Origin of the sequence: Devosia sp. YIM 151766, from assembly GCF_030285925.1 — a bacterium.
In the GTDB taxonomy this organism is placed as follows: domain Bacteria; phylum Pseudomonadota; class Alphaproteobacteria; order Rhizobiales; family Devosiaceae; genus Devosia.
The window spans coordinates 2,664,881-2,682,946 of record NZ_CP127251.1 but is presented as its reverse complement, the minus strand read 5'-3'; the positions used below and the strand labels follow the sequence as shown (position 1 = coordinate 2,682,946).

Genomic DNA, 18,066 nt, shown 5'->3' with positions numbered 1-18,066 from the left:
GACGCTGGTGACAGGGTGGCAGAAAGTGTTATTGGCACGCTGCGAAGATTGGCGAGGGGAATGCAGGGCATGTTTGTCGTCGGCGGCGAGAGCCTTATCGATCTGGTGCCGGTCGCGGCCGGAGCGGATGCGGAGCGGGTGGCGCTGGCGGGCGGATCGCCGTTCAATTGCGCCATCGCGCTGGCCAAGCTGGGCAATGATGCCGGCTTTCTCTGCCCCATCAGCCAGGATGCGCATGGCGAGCTATTGCTGGCGCCATTGGCCGAAGCCGGCGTCAGCATATTGCTCGGCGAACGGGTGGCGGCGCCGACGACCCGGGCCATCGTCACCTTCAACGAGAAGATGCAGGCCTCTTATATATTCGAGCGCGGCGCCGACCGGGCCTTTAGCCGTGAGGGCCTGCTGGCGGCCCTGCCCGAGGCGGTGCAGCTCTATCAGATCGGCGGCTTCTGTCCGATCCTGGCCGAGGATGCGGCGATCTGGACCGATGTGGTGGCGGCGGCGGCGGGGCGCGGCGCCGTCATCTCGATCGACATCAATGTGCGCGAGAAGCTGATCGAGGACGAGAAGGGCTATCGCTCGCGGCTCTCCGGTTTCCTCGACAGCGCCCATATCATCAAGCTGTCCGAGGAGGACCATGCCTGGCTGGAGCCGGGACGCAGCATCGAGGACCATGCCGCCGATTTGCTGCGGCGCCGCCATTGCCGATTGGTGGTGGTGACGCTGGGGGAAGCGGGCAGCCTGGCGTTCTCACGCCGCGCCAAGGGGCAGGCGCCGATCTATGCGCCGCCCGTTTTCGGCGACACGGTGGGCGCGGGCGACAGCCTGATGGCGGGAATCCTCACCTGGCTGGCCGAGCATGACGCGCTCCGGCCCGCCGAGCTCGGTGAGCTGGGCAGCGAACAGCTTCACGCCATGCTGCGTTTCGGTGCGGTGGTGGCGGGGATCAATTGCGGGCGCAAGGGCTGCAATCCGCCGACGCGGGCGGAAGTGGATATCGTGCTGGGGCAATGAGCGCCTTCCCCCTTGAGGGGGAGGGGGAGGGGGAGGGCGCGGAAGCGTGCGGTCAGGCGCTATAGGCCTTGACGTTCTGGGTCTGCTCGCCGAGGCCGTCAATGCCCAGGCGCATGACATTGCCGGGCTTGAGCCAGACCGGATCGGGCTTGATGCCCATGCCGACGCCGGGCGGGGTGCCGGTGGAGATGATGTCGCCCGGCTGCAGGCTCATGAACTGGCTGACATAGGAAACCACATTGGCGACGCCGAAGATCATGGTCTTGGTCGAGCCGTCCTGGTAGCGCTTGCCGTCGACTTCGAGCCACATATTGAGGTTCTGCGGATCGGGAACCTCGTCGCGGGTGACGAGCCAGGGGCCGATGGGGCCGAAAGTGTCGCTGCCCTTGCCCTTATCCCAGGTGCCGCCGCGCTCGGTCTGGAAATGGCGCTCGGAGACGTCGTTGACGAGGCAATAGCCGGCGACGTGGTCGAAGGCGTCGGCCTCGTCGACATAGCGGGCTTCCTTGCCGATGACGATGCCGAGTTCGACTTCCCAATCCGGCTTGATGGCGTTTTTGGGGATGATGACGTCGTCATTGGGGCCGATAATGGCGCTGGTGGCCTTCATGAAGATGATCGGCTCGTCCGGGATCGGGGAGCCGGTCTCGGCGGCATGGTCGGCATAATTGAGGCCGATACAGATGAACTTGCCGACATTGGCCACGCAGGGCCCGATGCGCTCGGCGGCGTCCAATTGAGGCAAATTGGCGATGTCGGCGGCGGCGATCCTGGCGAGGCCGGCAGGCGTCAGCGCCTCGCCGCCAATATCGGCGACGACGCCCGACAGGTCACGGATGGAACCGTCCTGGGCAAGGATAGCGGGCTTTTCGGCGCCCTTGGCGCCGACGCGAAGCAATTTCATGGCAGGGTCTCCTAGTGTCGTGGCCCCTCATAGGGCTCACATGTTAGGCTGTCGAGGGCGGCTTTGGTCCAATCCGTCTTGTCAGGCGGCGGCGCGAATGACGCCCTTCTTGAGGATGACATTGCCATAGAGCCGGGTTTCGCCGGTCTGGATCACGGCGGCGGCCTGTCTGGCGCGGTCGTAAAAGGCGTAGCGCTCAATAGTGGAAAAACCGGCCTTGGGCTCGTGGCGGGCAATGATCGCCGCGAACTCGGCAAAGATGGGCGGGCGCGCCTCGGGATCGCCCACTACCGCCATGCCGATGGCGGCCTGGTCGACGAAATCGTCGAGCGGCAGCAGCGTCAGCACCGCATCGAGCATGTCGGTGGCGGCGATGCCGTCGGCGCGATGCACTTCCGGGCCGAGGAAACTGGCCGGAAAATTGGCGTCGGCGATGACGATCTCGTCGCCATGGCCCATGGCGCGCAGGGTGGCGAGAAGCTCGGGGCCGAGAAGCGGCGGGATATGTTTGAGCATGGCGGTTCCGTGGGTTCAGCCGAAAGGAAAATCGTCTTTGTCGGGAGTGAATTCGGCACCGTCGGCAAAAAGTTCGGGATGTTCGCCGGCAAAGGCGAAGAGCTCGACCATGACGGCGTCGATATGGGCGCGGATGGCGGCGATGGCCCGGGGGGCGTCGGCGGCGAGAATGCCGTCGAAAATGGCCTGATGCTCGGCAATGGTCAAAGCCAGTCGGCGCGGGGTGATGATCAGGCGGCGGGCGCGGTCGAGATTGGCGCGGGCCTTGTCGATGATGGCCTTGACCTTGCTGAGCCGCATGGTGCGGAAAATGGTGTCATGGAAGGCGACGTCGATCTGGTGAAAGGTTTCGGCGTCGTCGCGCGAGGCCGCGTCGCGCTGGGCCGCCATATTGGCGTGCAGCGCCGCGATGATTCCGGCATCATGCTTGCCGATCAGGACGCGCAGGGCCTCGCTTTCGAGGCCTTTGCGGATCAGCATATATTCGCGGACATCGGCGATTTTGACCAGCGACACGGTGGAGCCGCGCTGTGGAGCGATGTCGACCAGGCCTTCATCGGCCAGTCGCGCCAGCGCTTCGCTCACCGGGAAGCGCGAGACCCCGAGCTGGGTGCAGATGGCGGTCTTATCCAGCATGGCGCCGGGAGCCAGCGCCAGGGTGACGATGGCCTGCCGCAGGGTATTGGTGACATCCAGCGTGACGGTGCCGCGCGAAAAGGTGCCCGCCACCGGGAGAAAATCGTAAGGACCGGCTTCCGTTTTCATGCTAACATGTTAGCTAGAGCGCTGGTGAATGACAATGCCGGTTTCTCCCTTGGCACACGGCGAGGGGGTAAGCCAAGGCAGGACGAAGCACCTTGCGATGTTTTCAAGCCCCCGGAACCTTGATTGCCATGACCGAGACCATGACCATGACCCGCCCGCCAGAGGGCAAGACCCTTGTGCTCAATGTCGCCGACAATATCGGCGTGGCCCTGGCCAATCTAGAGGTGGGCGCACAAACGGCGCAGGGCGTCGCCATTATCCGCCGGGTGCCACGCGGGCATAAATTCGCGACCCGCCCGATCGCCGCCGGCGAGGCGGTGATGAAATTCGGCCAGATCATCGGCTTTGCCAAGGACGGCATCGCCCCGGGCGACTGGGTGCATGAGCACAATTGCGGCATGGGCGGCGCCGACGGCACGCTGACCCATGATTATGCCTTTGCCGAAGGCGTGATGCCGGTGGATTTCGTGCCGGAAGCGCAGCGCCCGACCTTCGAGGGCTTCAGGCGCGCCAATGGCTCGGTGGGCACGCGCAATTATATCGGCATCCTGACCTCGGTGAACTGCTCGGCGACGGTGGCCAAGTTCATGGCGGAGGCGATCAATCGTTCCGGCGCGCTGGACGACTATCCCGAGATCGACGGGGTGATCCCCTTCGTGCATGGCACCGGCTGCGCCATGGATTTGAGCGGAGAAGGCTACCAGATCTTCCGCCGCACCCAATGGGGCTATACGTCCAATCCCAATCTCGGCGCCGCCTTGCTGGTGGGTTTGGGCTGCGAGGCGTTCCAGATCGACAAGATGAAGGAAGCCTATAACCTCAAGGAAACCGACACCTTCCAGACCATGACGATCCAGGAGATCGGCGGGACGCAGAAGATGATCGACTGGGGCGTGGAGCGGATCAAGGAAATGCTGCCCATCGCCGCCAGGGCGCGGCGCGAAACCGTGGATGCCAGCCATCTGACCCTGGCGCTGCAATGCGGCGGCTCGGACGGCTATTCAGGGATCACCGCCAATCCGGCCTTGGGCGTCGCCGCCGACATCCTGGTGCGCAATGGCGGCACGGCCATCCTCTCGGAAACGCCGGAAATCTATGGCGCCGAGCATCTGCTGACGCGCCGCGCCGTCTCTAAGGAAGTGGGCGAAAAGCTGATCCAGCGCATCCATTGGTGGGAAGATTATACCGGCCGCAATGGCGGGGAGATGAACAATAATCCCTCGCCCGGCAACAAGCTGGGCGGGCTGACCACCATTCTGGAAAAATCGCTGGGCGCGGCGGCCAAGGGCGGCACCACGCCGCTTACGGCGGTCTATGAATATGCCGAGAAGGTGACCGAAAAGGGCTTCGTGTTCATGGACACGCCGGGCTTCGATCCGGTCTCGGCGACCGGGCAGGTGGCGGGCGGCGCCAATATCCTGGCCTTCACCACCGGACGCGGCTCGGCCTATGGCTGCAAGCCGGTGCCATCGATCAAGCTGGCGACCAATTCGGACATGTATGCGCGCATGATGGACGACATGGACATCAATTGCGGCGATATCGTCGAAGGCGTGTCCATCGAGGACAAGGGGCAGGAGATTTTCGAGTGCCTGCTGCGCGTGGCTTCGGGCGAGAAGACCAAGTCCGAGGCGCTGGGCTATGGCGACAATGAATTCGTGCCCTGGCAGGTCGGGGCGGTGATGTAGGGGTTTTCTTCTCCCCTTGTGGGAGAAGGGAGAACGGAGATTATTCGACGAACCTCACCTTGCCGATATGGGGCAGGTTGCGGTTGCGCTGGGCATAGTCGATGCCGTAGCCGACGACGAATTCGTCGGGAATGTCGAAGCCGATCCAGCGGGCGGGAACCTCGGTCTCGCGGCGGCTGGGCTTGTTGAGCAGGGCACAGACTTCCATGCGGCGGGGATGGCGGGTTTCGAGAATCTGCAGCACGTGCTTGAGCGTGTGGCCGGTATCGATGATGTCTTCCACCACCAGCACGTCGCGCCCGGCGATCTCGCCCCGCAAATCCTTGAGAATGCGGACTTCCCGGCTCGATTCCATGGCACTGCCATAGGAGGAGGCCTCGATGAAATCGACCTCGACCGGCAGGTCGATCTCGCGCACCAGATCGGCGATGAAGATGAAGGAGCCGCGCAGCAGGCCGATAACGACGAGCTTGTCGGTCTCCTTGAAGGTCTCGGTGATCTCGCGGGCCAGCGCTTCGACGCGGGCGGCGATGGCCTTGGCGGAAATCAGCTGGTCGACGACATAGGGGGCTGGGGGCATCGGCCTCTTGAACCTCATCCTGAGCCTGTCGGAGCATGGGTTCGCGGATGCTGGATATTCCGCGGGCCCGACCTCGTGGTTCGACAGGCTCACCATGAGGTCTTCGAGCCGAAGTGCTGGCGGAAACTGGCCCCCGGGTCAAGCCCGGGGGCAGCTGGATGCCTGAGAAAAGGCCGGTATCAGCGCGGCAAATCCGTTCGGCCCATCAGGTCCTTGTCGATGGCGCGGGCGGCCTGGCGGCCTTCGCGGATGGCCCAGACGACCAGGGATTGGCCACGGCGCATGTCGCCGGCGGCATAGATTCCGGGAATGGAGGTCTGGTAGCCGAAGGTGTCGGCGAAGAGATTGCCGCGCTCGTCGAGGTCGGCGCCCAGTTCGCCGAGCAAGCCTTCCTGGATCGGGCCGGCAAAGCCGATGGCGAAGAGCACCAGGTCCGCCTTGATAATAAACTGTGTTCCGTCAATGGGTTGGCGCTGGCGGTCGACGCGGGCGCATTCGACGCCGGTGACCTGGCCCTTGGCATTGCCGAGGATTTTCATGGTGCCGGCGGCGAATTCGCGCATGGCGCCTTCGGCCTGGGAGGAAGAGGTGCGCATCTTGACCGCCCAATTGGGCCAATTGGTCAGCTTGTTTTCCATTTCCGGCGGCATGGGGCGCACGTCGAGCTGCGTCACCGCCAGGGCGCCCTGGCGGAAAGAGACGCCAATACAATCACTTGCGGTATCGCCGCCGCCCACGACCACGACATGTCTGCCGGCGGCGCTGAGCGGGAATTCGCCCGAGACATCCTCGCCGCCGGTGCGGCGATTCTGCTGGACCAGGAAGGGCATGGCGAAGTGGACGCCGGCCAGGGCGCTGCCTTCGACATCGACGGGGCGGGGCTTTTCGGCGCCGCCGCAGAGCAGCACGGCGTCGTGACGTCCGGCCAGATCGGTTAGCGGAGTGTTAACGCCGACATTGACGCCATAGTGAAAAACCACCCCTTCGGCTTCCATCTGCGAAACGCGGAAATCGATATGGTGCTTGTCTAGCTTGAAATCGGGAATGCCGTAGCGCAGCAGGCCGCCGGCCTTGGGCTCGCGTTCATAGACCTGCACCGCGTGGCCGGCCCGGGCCAATTGCTGGGCGGCGGCGAGACCGGCGGGGCCGGAGCCGACAATGGCGATTGTCTTGCCGGTCCGCTGAGTAGGCCGCTGCGGCGTGACCCAGCCGGAGCGGATGGCCCGGTCGGCAATGGCCTGTTCCACCGTCTTGATGGCGACCGGAACGTCCTCGAGGTTCAGCGTGCAGGCTTCCTCGCAGGGGGCGGGGCAGATGCGGCCGGTGAATTCGGGGAAGTTGTTGGTCGAGTGGAGATTGCGCGCCGCCTGCTGCCAATCGCCATGATAGACGAGGTCGTTCCAGTCGGGGATTTGATTGTTGACCGGACAGCCATTGTCGCCATGGCAGAAGGGGATGCCGCAATCCATGCAGCGGGCGGCCTGATCCACCACCCGGCTCTCGGTGAGCGGAATGGTGAATTCGCCAAAATGGCGGATGCGGTCGGAGGCCGGCTCATAGCGGGGCTCTTCGCGTTCGATTTCGAGAAAGCCGGTGACTTTACCCATGGCTGTTTCCCTATCTGTATTGAGCGCCGGGGCGCTTTCGACATTTTCGGGGTCATCCCCGCGACAGCGGGGATCTCTGTTTTCGCCGTTGGCTTGGCAATTGAGGTTCCCGCTCTCGCGGAAATGACCCGGTGGACTTAGTCGTCTAACGCCGGCGGCTTATTCGGCCGCCACATGGGCGCCGCTGGCGCGCTTCCGTTCCATTTCGAGGATGGCGCGGCGATATTCGACCGGCATGACCTTGACGAATTTCGGCCGCATCTCGACCCAGTTCTCCAGAATCTGCCGGGCCTTGGTGGAGCCGGTATAGTGCAGATGGTTGGAGATGAGCTGATGCAGGCGCTCGTCGTCGTGTCGGGTCATATCGCCGGAAATATCGACGCGGCCATGCCATTCGAGGTCGCCGCCATGATGGTGGAGCTTCTGCATGAGGTCTTCCTCCTCCTGCACCGGCTCGAGATCGACCATGGCGAGGTTGCAGCGGGAGCGGAAGCTGGCATCCTCGTCGAGCACATAGGCGACGCCGCCCGACATGCCGGCGGCGAAATTGCGACCGGTGGGGCCAATGACGACGACGAGGCCGCCGGTCATATATTCGCAGCCATGATCGCCGGTGCCTTCGACCACGGCGATGGCCCCGGAATTGCGCACGGCGAAGCGTTCGCCGGCCACGCCGCGGAAATAGCATTCACCGGCAATGGCGCCATAAAGCACGGTATTGCCCACGATGATCGCCTTGTCCGGATCGAAGCCCGCCCGGTCGGAAGGGCGCACGACGATGCGGCCGCCGGACAGGCCCTTGCCGACATAATCATTGGCATCGCCCACCAGGTCGATGGCAATGCCCTTGGCGAGGAAAGCGCCGAAAGCCTGGCCGGCCGTGCCGGTGAACTTGATGGCGATGCTGTCCTCGGGCAGGCCCTCATGGCCGTATTTCCGGGCCAGCGCGCCCGAAAGCATGGCGCCGGTGGAGCGGTCGCGGCTGCGGATCGGCAGGTCGATCTGCACCGGATTGGCGCTGTCCAGCGCCGGGGCGGCCAATTCGAGCAATTGGCGGTCGAGCACCGTGTCGAGATGGTGATCCTGGCGCTCGGAATGGTGCAGGCTGTCGCCGCCGAGCGGTTCGGGCTTGTAGAAGATTTTGGCGAGGTCGAGCCCGAAGCTTTTCCAATGGGTGTCGGCGCGGCGCTGGTCGAGCAGGTCGGAACGGCCGATCAAGTGGTCAAGCGTGCGGGCGCCGAGCCCGGCCATCAGACCGCGCAGTTCCTCGGCGACGAAGAAGAAGTAGTTGATGACATGCTCGGGCGTGCCCTTGAAGCGCTTGCGCAGCACCGGGTCCTGGGTGGCGACGCCAACCGGGCAGGTATTGAGATGGCATTTGCGCATCATGATGCAGCCCGCCGCGATCAGCGGGGCGGTGGAGAAGGCGAATTCATCGGCGCCGAGCAGGGCGCCGATCAGCACGTCGCGACCGGTCTTGAGGCCACCATCGACCTGAAGGCGGACGCGGGAGCGCAGGCGGTTGAGCACCAGCGTCTGGTGGGTTTCGGCCAAGCCGATTTCCCAAGGGCCGCCGGCATGCTTGAGCGAGGTCAGCGGCGAGGCGCCGGTGCCGCCGTCATAGCCGGAAATGGTGATGTGATCGGCGCGCGCCTTGGCGACGCCGGCGGCGACGGTGCCGACGCCCATTTCCGACACCAGCTTGACCGAGATATCGGCCTGCTCATTGACGTTCTTGAGATCGTAGATGAGCTGGGCCAGGTCTTCGATGGAATAGATGTCGTGGTGCGGCGGCGGGCTGATGAGGCCGACGCCGGGGGTGGAATGGCGTGTCTTGGCGACGACCCAATCGACCTTGTGGCCGGGCAATTGACCGCCTTCGCCGGGCTTGGCGCCCTGGGCCACCTTGATCTGGATCTGGTCGGCATTGACCAGATATTCGGTGGTGACGCCGAAGCGACCGGAGGCAACCTGCTTGATGGCGCTGCGCAGCGGGTTCCGCGACCCGTCGGGCAGGGGCTTGTAGCGGTCGGGCTCCTCGCCGCCCTCGCCGGTATTGGATTTGCCGCCGATGCGGTTCATGGCGATGGCGAGGGTGGTGTGGGCCTCGCGGCTGATCGAGCCGAAGCTCATGGCGCCGGTGACGAAGCGCCTGACAATCTCGGCGGCCGGCTCGACCTCGTCGAGCGCCAGCGCCTCGCCCAGCGGGCGGATGTCGAACAGGTGGCGGATGGCCAGATAGCCGTTTTCCGCCGCGTTCACCCGGGCGGCGAAGCTGTTATAGCGGTCCTGGGCATTTTCGGGGCTTTCCCCCTGCATGCGCACGGCATGTTGCAGGTCGGCGACCACGTCAGGCGACCAGGCATGCTTCTCGCCTCTTATGCGATAGGCATATTCGCCGCCGACATCGAGCTGCTTGCGCAGGACGGCGTCGTCGCCGAAGGCGAGGCTGTGGCGGCGGACGGTTTCCTCGGCGACTTCCTTGAGACCGACGCCCTCGATGGCGGTGGCGGTGCCGAAGAAATATTTGGCGACGAAAGCGGAATTGAGCCCGACGGCGTCGAAAATCTGGGCGCCGCAATAGGATTGATAGGTGGAAATGCCCATTTTGGACATGACCTTGAGCAGTCCCTTGCCGACGCTCTTGATGTAGCGATAGACCACTTCGTCGGCCGAGACTTCCTCGGGATAATTGCCCTCGGCATGCAGGGCCTGCAATGCCTCGAAGGCGAGATAGGGGTTGATGGCCTCGGCGCCATAGCCGGCCAGCATGGCGAAGTGGTGGATTTCGCGAGCTTCGCCGGTTTCGACCACCAGGCCCGTCGAGGTGCGCAGGCCCTTGCGGATCAGGTGGTGATGCACGGCGGCCAGCGCCAATAGGGTCGGGATGTCGAGCCGATCGGCCGAAACCAGCCGGTCGGAGAGGATGATGATGTTATATTCACCCCGCACCGCCTGCTCGGCTTCCCGGCAGAGCGCCTCGATGGCCGCTTCCATGCCCGCCGCGCCGTTTTCGCGCGGATAGGTGATGTCGAGCGTTCGGGTCTTGAACTGGTTGCTCGCGATATCGCCGATGCCGCGAATCTTTTCCAGATCCTCATTGGTGAGGATGGGCTGGCGCACTTCGAGGCGCTTGAGCGTGGACAGACCCTCAAGATCGAACAGGTTGGGGCGCGGCCCGATGAAGGACACCAGGCTCATCACCGATTCCTCGCGGATCGGGTCGATGGGCGGATTGGTGACCTGGGCGAAGTTCTGCTTGAAATAGGTATAGAGCAGCTTGGGCTTGTTGGAGAGCGCCGAAATGGGCGTATCGGTGCCCATCGAGCCCACGGCTTCCTGGCCGGTAACGGCCATGGGCGCCATCAGCAGCTTGAAATCTTCCTCCGTATAGGCAAAGGCCTGGAGCCGGTCGAGCAGGGCTGCGGTGGCCTCGGGCGCTTTGGGGGCGACCGGGGGCAGGTCCTCCAGCACGATCTGGGTGCGGGCCAGCCAGTCGCCATAGGGATTGGCGGTGGCCAGGCCCGCCTTGATCTCGTCATCGGAAATGATGCGGCCCTGTTCGAGGTCGATCAGCAGCATCTTGCCCGGTTGCAGGCGCCACCGCTCGATCACGTCCTCGTCGGCAATGTCGAGCACGCCGGATTCGGAGGCGAGCACCACATGGCCTTCCCGGGTGACGAGGTAGCGCGCGGGGCGCAGCCCGTTGCGGTCCAGCATGGCCAAGACGTAGCGGCCATCGGAAATGGACATGGCGGCGGGACCGTCCCAGGGCTCCATCAGGGCGGCGTGATATTGATAGAAGGCGCGGCGCTTTTCATCCATCAGCGGATTGCCGGCCCAGGCTTCGGGCACCAGCATCATCGCCGCATGGGGCAGCGGATAGCCACCGCGCACCAGGAATTCGAGCGCATTGTCGAAACAGGCGGTGTCGGACTGGCCTTCGTAGGAAATCGGCCAGAGCTTGCCGATATCGTCGCCGAAATAGCGCGAATGCACCGAGGCCTGGCGGGCGGCCATCCAGTTGACGTTGCCGCGAATGGTGTTGATCTCACCATTATGGGTGGTCATGCGATAGGGATGGGCCAGCTTCCAGGAGGGGAAGGTATTGGTCGAAAAGCGCTGGTGCACCAGGGCGATGGCGCTTTCGAAAGCGGGGTCGGAGAGGTCGGGATAGAAGGCGCCCAATTGGTCGGCCAGGAACATGCCCTTATAGACCAGGGTGCGGGCCGACATGGAGACGACATAGAAACCGTTATCGCTGTCGCTTTCGGGGATGTCCTCATAGACGCTGTTGGAAATGACCTTGCGGGCGATGAGCAGCTTGCGCTCGAACTCGTCGAGGGTGAGGTCGGCGGGGCGGGCGATGACCATCTGCTCGATGAGCGGCTGGGTTTCGATGACGCCGGGGCTGAGCCGGCTATTGTCGGTGGGAACGATGCGGGTGCCCAGCAGCGTCAGGCCCTCATCGGCAAGGCAGCGCTGGACCAAGTCGGCACAGCGGTCGCGCAGGGCTTGCACATTGGGGTAGAAGAGCATGGCGACGGCATAATGATGCCGGGGCGGAAGCTCGAAGGGCAGCGCCTTGGCGAAGAAGGCGTGCGGGGTCTGAACCAGGATGCCGGCGCCGTCGCCCATTAGCGGGTCGGCGCCCACCGCACCGCGATGTTCCAGATTTCTGAGGATTTCCAGGCCCTTTCGCACCACGTCGTGGCTGGGCCGGTTGCCGATATTGGCGATCATGCCGATGCCGCAGGCATCGTGTTCGTTGTTCGGGTTGTACAGTCCTTGTGCCGCCGGCCGTCCCTGTTCCGGGCCGGCGGCGCGATGTCGTGTGGGCGTTTGCTTCGATCCGCTCGGGCTGATGACCATGACAGGCTTTCCTCGCTATGGGCCCTTGCGGGCCGGATGATGATGTGGCGGCAGGCCGCCGGAGAGCAGGGTCGCGTCGGCGCCCGGGTCGTAGCGGCTACGGCTCGGCGGCGCTTTCACTCATGTCACATGGAGTGGCGCTGCATCCAAATGGCCGCTCGAATTCGGGCGCTCAAGCCCCGCCGATTCGCCACCGCCCTCGATCGGCGGAACCGCGAACCGGCCGGCGCTGACCGCGGAGAGCGGCGCGGCGCCTGGTTTTTAGGGCAGGATCACTGTCCTAGTCTGGCGACATTTGCATGTTTTGAAATTTCCGGCAAGCGATTTCGCACATCGGGAGCAGCAAAAATAGGGTTTTCGCTGAAAATACGATAGGAAAATGTAGGAGTTTTGCCTGAATCCGCCGGCAACAGGCCGGCGGAGCAGCGGATTGGTAAAAAGAGAAGCCGAAGTCCTATCGCCGGCGGCATCCCGCCGGAGCCGGCCGGGCGCCTATTCGAGGTGGGACTTGATGAACCACAGATTCTTGTCGAGCTCGCGGGAAAAGGCGGTGAGGATATCGGCCGCGTCGGCGTCGCCGGCTTCGTCGGTGGTGTCGATATCCTCGCGGACCTGATTGGCCAGCGCCGCATAGCGGTCGGCCAGGGCGGCGAGATGGTCGGTGACCTTGCGTATATCGGTGGGATAGGGGGCAAGGCTGGTCGCCTTGGCGACGACCTGGCTGGTGCCCAGGGCGATGCCGTCGAGCTGGGCGACGCGCTCGGCGATGATGTCGACATGTTCGTCGATGGCGGCGCGCATGGGATCGAGCATTTCATGCACGGCGATGAAATTGGGACCCTTGAGGTTCCAATGCGCCTGCTTGGTGATCAGCGCCAGATCGATGGCATCGGCGAGGCGGGCATTGAGCACGTCGATCACGGCGGACTTGGCATTGGCCTTGAGGGCGATGGAGGGGGTTTTCATGAAGGATATCCTTGACGCTGGGTAAAAAACGGGAGGCGTGGGGCCTGCATGCGCTCAACTGGCAGAAGCGGAACTTGTTCCCTGGACAAGAAAAAAGGCGCGGACCTTGCGGACCGCGCCCCTTTCTCATCCGCTGGACAAGGCCTTAATTGACGGACTTGTCCTCAAGAACAGCGCTGCCGCCATCGATCTGGATGGTGCGCGCCTTCTTGCTCTCGGGCAATTCGCGCTTCAGCTCCAGATGCAGCAGGCCGTTTTCGAGCTTGGCGCCGGTGACCTCGACATAATCGGCAAGCTGGAAGCGCAGCTCGAAAGCGCGCTCGGCAATGCCGCGATGGAGGAATTCACGCTTGCCGTCGCCATTGTCGGCGGCCTTGGCGCCCTTGACCACCAGGCTGTTCTCCTTGGTCTCCACGGCGATATCGCCATTGGAAAACCCGGCTACGGCGATGGAGATGCGATAGGCATCGTCGCCGGTGCGCTCGATATTATAGGGCGGGTAGGTCTTGGCTTCCTGCCCGGACAGGGAATCGAGGCGGCTGAACAGACGGTCGAAACCGACGGTGGAGCGATAGAAGGGGGAAAAATCATAAGTCTGCATTGGTCACATTCTCCATGAGCAACGTGTGGTCTCGGCCCCTCATCCCGCGATGTTCCCGAAAGCGGCGAACATCATCTCTGGGCAGGGCCGGAATCCCCGGATAGCCGGCGGATACCAGAAATGTAGGTGGGGATTTGAGGGGTTCAAGAGCCCGTTGGCGTGGAATCGAACCAGGATTGGCCGCATGAACGGCGGATGAACACATCGCTCCGCTGCCGTTCAGCGGCGCGGCTCTAGAAAGCGGTATGTGGACGCGGCCGGAACAATCCGGTTCGGGAGTTCACTGCCCTGACGGTTCCTTCATCCGCCCCCCGCAAGGAACCGCGCAGACGGAAAAGCCAGCAGCCCGTTCGGTTGCTGGCTTTTCTTTTTTTACCTGGTCCCGATATGGTCTGGTGCCAATGTCGCTGCGAGGCCGAACGTGACCGCCCAAGTCGATCCGAATGGACCGAAATTGACCGCCATCCCGTCCAATCCGGTGCCGGAAGGCGCGCGGGTGGGCTATTTCACCACCCCGGACAGGGTGCGGCTGCGCTACGCGCTCTGGCCCAAGGGACAGGGAGCGCCCAAGGGCAGCGTGTGCCTGGTGCAGGGGCGGACCGAATATATCGAGAAATATTTCGAGACCATCGAGGATTTCCGCCAACGCGGCTTCGCCGTGGCGACCTTCGACTGGCGCGGGCAGGGCGGCTCGGACCGGCTAATCGGCAATCGGGAACTGGGCTATGTCGACCGGTTCGACGATTACTGGACCGACCTGAGGAGCTTTCATGCCGATATCCTGCTGCCCGATTGCCCCGGCCCCTATTATCTGGTGGGCCATTCGATGGGCGGGCTGGCCAGCCTTTATGCGGCGACGCGCGACCGGATGATGTTCGACCGGGTGTTTCTCTCGACGCCGATGGTGGGGCTGCACGGCATGGAGCAGAGCCTGCCGCGCTGGGCCTTGTTCGCGGAGACTGCAAGTTTTCTCGGTCTTGGGCGTCTGCCGATGGCGCGCCGGGGCGACCGGCGGCCGGACGAGGCCATGTATCCGGACAATCCGCTGACCTCGGACATGCTGCGCTACAAGCGCATGGTGGAGACCATCCGCGCCGATGACGGTCTCTATCTGGGATCGCCCACCTTCCGCTGGCTGGCCGCCGCCTTGCGCGCCATGGTGGAGGCGGGCAAGGACAGCTTTCCCGGTCAGCTCAAAATCCCGCTGCTGATGCTGGCGGCGGCGCGCGACCGGGTCGTCTCGACGCCGAATATCGAAAGTCTGGGCCTGCGGCTGCGAACCGGCCGGCATATGGTGATTGCCGGGGCGCGGCACGAGCTGTTCATGGAAAGCGATGCCATTCGCGGCCAGGTGCTGGCGGCGTTCGACGCGTTCATCACCGAGCAGAGCTAGGGCGGCGCGCGACCGTCCCAGCAGCACCGCTCGTCAGCCTCGCGACCGAGGGTCCCTTGTTCATGGGTGGTGCTGCAAGAGCCCTCGCGTCGAGCGCGAGGGTGACGAGTGGGGGGAGGGGCGCCGTCGCGGGAATGACATTGGGGTGCTTGCCCCGGCGACAGGATCGGCGGCTCTTTCGCCTCCCTCCCCCTTGAGGGGAGGGATTGAGGGTGGGGTGTCGGAGCCAGGGCGAGGCTGCCGGATATGTAGGAACCGCAGCACCCCCTCCCCGGCCTTCCCCTCAAGGGGGAGGGAGCTAAGGGCCTCATGTTCCGAGACAGCTTGGCTCGCAGTGCCGATGTAAACATTCCGCCTTGGAGGCGAGTCGTCCTCGCGCCAGGAGGGATGCTGGGCTCAAACGGCGTTGATGAGGGCCAGTGCCTTGTCCAGCAATTGGGGTGTCGCGGCGGCCACCACGTCGCCGCCGCCGGTCGGCTCGGACCCGTCCCAGCAGGCGATGGCGCCGCCGGCTTCGCGGATGATGGGGACAAGGGCGGCGATGTCATAGGTGTTGAGATAGGGTTCGATCACCAGATCGGCATGGCCGGCGGCGAGCAGGGCATAGCCGTAGCAATCCATGCCGAAGCGCTGCAATCGCGTCGCCGTCTCGATGGCTTGCCATTTGCTCCAATGCTCGCCCTGGAACAGGTTGGGCGTGGTGGTGAAGACGCGGGCGGCGGCCAGCTCGGTCTGGCCACTGCTGCGATTGGCCAGCGCGATGTCGCCGCGCCGATAGAGCGAGCGGCCGGGAATGGCCAGAAAGCTCTCGCCGATAAAGGGCTGGCTCATCAGTCCGGCCACGGCCACGCCGTCGATCGCGAAAGCGATTAGCGTGCCCCAGACCGGGGCGCCGGAGATGAAGGCGCGGGTGCCGTCCACCGGATCGATGATCCAGCTATAGCGGCCCTCGCCGGTGCGGCCCCATTCCTCGCCGATAATGGCATGGTCGGGAAAAGCCGCGGCGATGACGGCACGAATGGCGGATTCGGCGCCCTTATCGGCCTCAGTGACCGGATCGAAGCCGCTTTCGAGCTTGTTGTCGATGGCGAGCGGCGTGCGGAACAGGGGCAGGGTGCGCGCGGCGGCGGCGTCGGCAGCGGCCAGAAGCACGGATTGGATGCGAGCGAAGTCGATTGTGGCGGGCATGGGCTATATGTCCTGGGCGCCGGCGGGCAAGACCTTGAGATTAAAGGCCTTGTAGCCGAAAGTTGGTGAAATTACGGGTTGGAAATCGCGGCGGGCCGGCGAATAGGGCGAGATTGGCTGATTCTTTTTTGCAACAAAGTCGGCCCGTCTGCTGTGAAAAACCGACTTGTTCCTTGTGATCGGGGGCAAATCGGCTCATCCCGGTAGGGCATGGTGGATCACCGGGTCGGCGCCATATCGGCGGCGCGGCCGGTGAGACATCGTTCCTCCCTTGACTGGGGCCGTTTTTGGGAACGGCCCCTTCTTTTTCGCGATGGATGTAAACGCCCCATGCGGCGGCCCGGAGCCTCATGCGATTTGATTGCATCAAGTCGCCGGCTCGTACTCCTCGATGTCGCATTTCTTTGCGAAAAACCGGTTGCCACTTTTTCGCCCGATGCTCTATTCGGCGGCGGCTTTGTCAATCAGGACGCCGTGGCCGGCCAGGGTCGGCAGATCGATGCCCACCAGCGTCTGGATCAACAGCTCGACCAGGGCCTTGATGCGCTCGAAGCCGGCATGTTTCTCCAAGGTGGCCTCGTTCATATAGAGATGCCGGCTGATCTCGATCTGCAGGGCATGCACGCCATGCTGGGGCCGGCCATAGGTGCGGGTGCAGAAACCGCCGGCATAGGGCCGGTTGCGGGCGACGCGCAGGCCGGCGGCGGTGAAGACGGTTTCCACCAGATCGACCAGCGGGCCGGCGCAGGTGGTGCCGTAGCGGTCGCCCAGGACGATGTCGGGCGCGGCCCGCTCGCCGTGGCGGCCGATGCGCGGCATGGAATGGCAATCGATGAGCACGGCGAGCCCGAACCCGCCCAGCGATTCGCCGAGCAGCTTTTGCAGGGCCGCGTGATAGGGGTGATAGATGCCCTCGATGCGCATGCGGGCATCGTCCAGCGTCAGCCGGTCGCGATAGATCGGCTTGTTCTCGGCCACCACCCGGGCCAGCGTGCCCAGCCCAGCGGCGACCCGGGGCGACGTGGTGTTGAACCGCTCGGATAGCGGCTCGGCGAACATGGCGGGATCGAGTTCCCAGGGCTCGCGATTGACGTCGAGATAGGCGCGGGGGAAATGGGCGCGGAGCAGCGGTGCGCCCAGATGCGGCGCCCGGGAAAACAGCTCGTCGACAAAGGCGTCTTCGGACTGGCGGATCGACAGATGATCCAGCCGGGTCATGGCCAGGAACCGGGCCGGATAGACCCGGCCCGAATGGGGCGAATTGAACACGACCGGCGCCACGACGCGCCGTGGTCTGATGGTTTCGAATGCCGGTTGATCCCAATAGTCGGATCGCACGTCCACTCCCCCGTTCGGGCAGCTGCTGGCCGCCGGTGATTTGCCTATGGACCAGTGTGAAGCGGCGCGGCGGACTTGTCCAGTTGCCCGGAAACGGGCAAGAGCGCGGAAAACCAGGGCAATGTGACCCGCCAAGTGTTGCGAAAGCGCGCAAGTGGCATAAACATCGCCCAGACCGATTCACCGCCGAACGGCCCAAGGGGTTATTGATGAAGCGAATCCTGCTCGCCGAAGACGACAACGACATGCGCCAGTTCCTGACGCGGGCGCTGAAAGGCGCCGGCTATGAGGTGGTGTCGTTCGACAACGGGCTTTCCGCCTATGAGCGGCTGCGGGAAGAACCGTTCTCGCTGCTGCTCAGCGATATCGTGATGCCGGAAATGGACGGGATCGAATTGGCGCGCCGGGCCACCGAGCTGGACCCCGACCTCAAGGTCATGTTCATCACCGGCTTTGCCGCGGTGGCGCTGAACCCCGATAGCGACGCGCCCAAGGACGCTTCGGTCTTGTCCAAGCCCTTCCATTTGAAGGATCTGGTCAGCGAGGTCGAACGGCTGCTGGCGGCCTGATCCGCACAGGCGGGCGGGGGCAGAGGGGCGCTTGATTTAATCCACAGCTTTCCGGGCGGCATTCG

The 18,066-nt window shown here is 64.1% G+C and carries 14 protein-coding genes; 4 read left to right on the top strand and 10 right to left on the bottom strand.

Features of this window, described 5'->3' with window-relative positions; genetic code table 11:
* Positions 1 to 60 precede the first annotated feature (60 nt).
* A complete protein-coding gene (locus O9Z70_RS13205) occupies positions 61 to 1,014 on the top strand; it encodes a PfkB family carbohydrate kinase (protein WP_286019909.1) in 954 nt (317 codons plus the stop codon).
* A gap of 52 nt (positions 1,015 to 1,066) precedes the next feature.
* Here O9Z70_RS13205 and O9Z70_RS13200 read toward each other — a convergent pair whose 3' ends face one another.
* The 3 genes from O9Z70_RS13200 to O9Z70_RS13190 form a co-directional block, all read right to left on the bottom strand.
* Positions 1,067 to 1,918: a fumarylacetoacetate hydrolase family protein gene (locus O9Z70_RS13200; RefSeq protein ID WP_286019908.1), complete on the bottom strand. Its 852-nt coding sequence runs from the start codon at positions 1,916 to 1,918 to the stop codon at positions 1,067 to 1,069.
* Between the two features lie 81 nt (positions 1,919 to 1,999).
* Positions 2,000 to 2,434 (bottom strand): RbsD/FucU family protein, encoded by a 435-nt coding sequence (locus O9Z70_RS13195; protein ID WP_286019907.1) that lies wholly within the window; start codon positions 2,432 to 2,434, stop codon positions 2,000 to 2,002.
* Positions 2,435 to 2,449: 15 nt separating this feature from the next.
* A complete protein-coding gene (locus tag O9Z70_RS13190; RefSeq protein ID WP_286019906.1) occupies positions 2,450 to 3,199 on the bottom strand; it encodes a GntR family transcriptional regulator in 750 nt (249 codons plus the stop codon).
* A 128-nt stretch (positions 3,200 to 3,327) separates the two neighbouring features.
* On the opposite strand from O9Z70_RS13190, the gene O9Z70_RS13185 reads away from it, so the two are divergent.
* Positions 3,328 to 4,887 carry a UxaA family hydrolase gene (locus O9Z70_RS13185; protein ID WP_286019905.1) on the top strand — a complete coding sequence of 520 codons (1,560 nt, stop codon included), beginning with the start codon at positions 3,328 to 3,330 and terminating at the stop codon, positions 4,885 to 4,887.
* A 40-nt stretch (positions 4,888 to 4,927) separates the two neighbouring features.
* Here O9Z70_RS13185 and hpt read toward each other — a convergent pair whose 3' ends face one another.
* The 5 genes from hpt to O9Z70_RS13160 form a co-directional block, all read right to left on the bottom strand.
* A complete protein-coding gene (gene hpt, locus O9Z70_RS13180; RefSeq protein WP_286019904.1) occupies positions 4,928 to 5,467 on the bottom strand; it encodes a hypoxanthine phosphoribosyltransferase in 540 nt (179 codons plus the stop codon).
* A 179-nt stretch (positions 5,468 to 5,646) separates the two neighbouring features.
* On the bottom strand, positions 5,647 to 7,074 hold the full coding sequence (locus tag O9Z70_RS13175) for a glutamate synthase subunit beta (protein ID WP_286019903.1): 1,428 nt from the start codon (positions 7,072 to 7,074) through the stop codon (positions 5,647 to 5,649).
* Between the two features lie 159 nt (positions 7,075 to 7,233).
* The gene (gene gltB / locus O9Z70_RS13170; protein WP_286019902.1) at positions 7,234 to 11,946 is read right to left on the bottom strand and encodes a glutamate synthase large subunit; all 4,713 of its coding nucleotides are present in this window, start codon (positions 11,944 to 11,946) and stop codon (positions 7,234 to 7,236) included.
* 492 nt (positions 11,947 to 12,438) lie between these two features.
* A complete protein-coding gene (gene dps, locus O9Z70_RS13165; RefSeq protein ID WP_286019901.1) occupies positions 12,439 to 12,912 on the bottom strand; it encodes a DNA starvation/stationary phase protection protein Dps in 474 nt (157 codons plus the stop codon).
* Between the two features lie 145 nt (positions 12,913 to 13,057).
* Positions 13,058 to 13,513 (bottom strand): Hsp20 family protein, encoded by a 456-nt coding sequence (locus O9Z70_RS13160; protein ID WP_286019900.1) that lies wholly within the window; start codon positions 13,511 to 13,513, stop codon positions 13,058 to 13,060.
* A 421-nt stretch (positions 13,514 to 13,934) separates the two neighbouring features.
* On the opposite strand from O9Z70_RS13160, the gene O9Z70_RS13155 reads away from it, so the two are divergent.
* The gene (locus O9Z70_RS13155) at positions 13,935 to 14,906 is read left to right on the top strand and encodes an alpha/beta fold hydrolase (protein ID WP_286019899.1); all 972 of its coding nucleotides are present in this window, start codon (positions 13,935 to 13,937) and stop codon (positions 14,904 to 14,906) included.
* 396 nt (positions 14,907 to 15,302) lie between these two features.
* Here the strand turns inward: O9Z70_RS13155 and O9Z70_RS13150 are convergent, their stop codons facing one another.
* Together O9Z70_RS13150 and O9Z70_RS13145 are read right to left on the bottom strand one after the other, a co-directional pair.
* A complete protein-coding gene (locus tag O9Z70_RS13150; protein WP_286019898.1) occupies positions 15,303 to 16,094 on the bottom strand; it encodes an inositol monophosphatase family protein in 792 nt (263 codons plus the stop codon).
* A 441-nt stretch (positions 16,095 to 16,535) separates the two neighbouring features.
* Entirely contained in the window at positions 16,536 to 17,432 is an 897-nt protein-coding gene (locus O9Z70_RS13145) for an N-formylglutamate amidohydrolase (RefSeq protein ID WP_286019897.1), read from the bottom strand.
* Between the two features lie 209 nt (positions 17,433 to 17,641).
* On the opposite strand from O9Z70_RS13145, the gene cpdR reads away from it, so the two are divergent.
* On the top strand, positions 17,642 to 18,001 hold the full coding sequence (gene cpdR / locus O9Z70_RS13140; protein ID WP_286019896.1) for a cell cycle two-component system response regulator CpdR: 360 nt from the start codon (positions 17,642 to 17,644) through the stop codon (positions 17,999 to 18,001).
* Positions 18,002 to 18,066 lie beyond the last annotated feature (65 nt).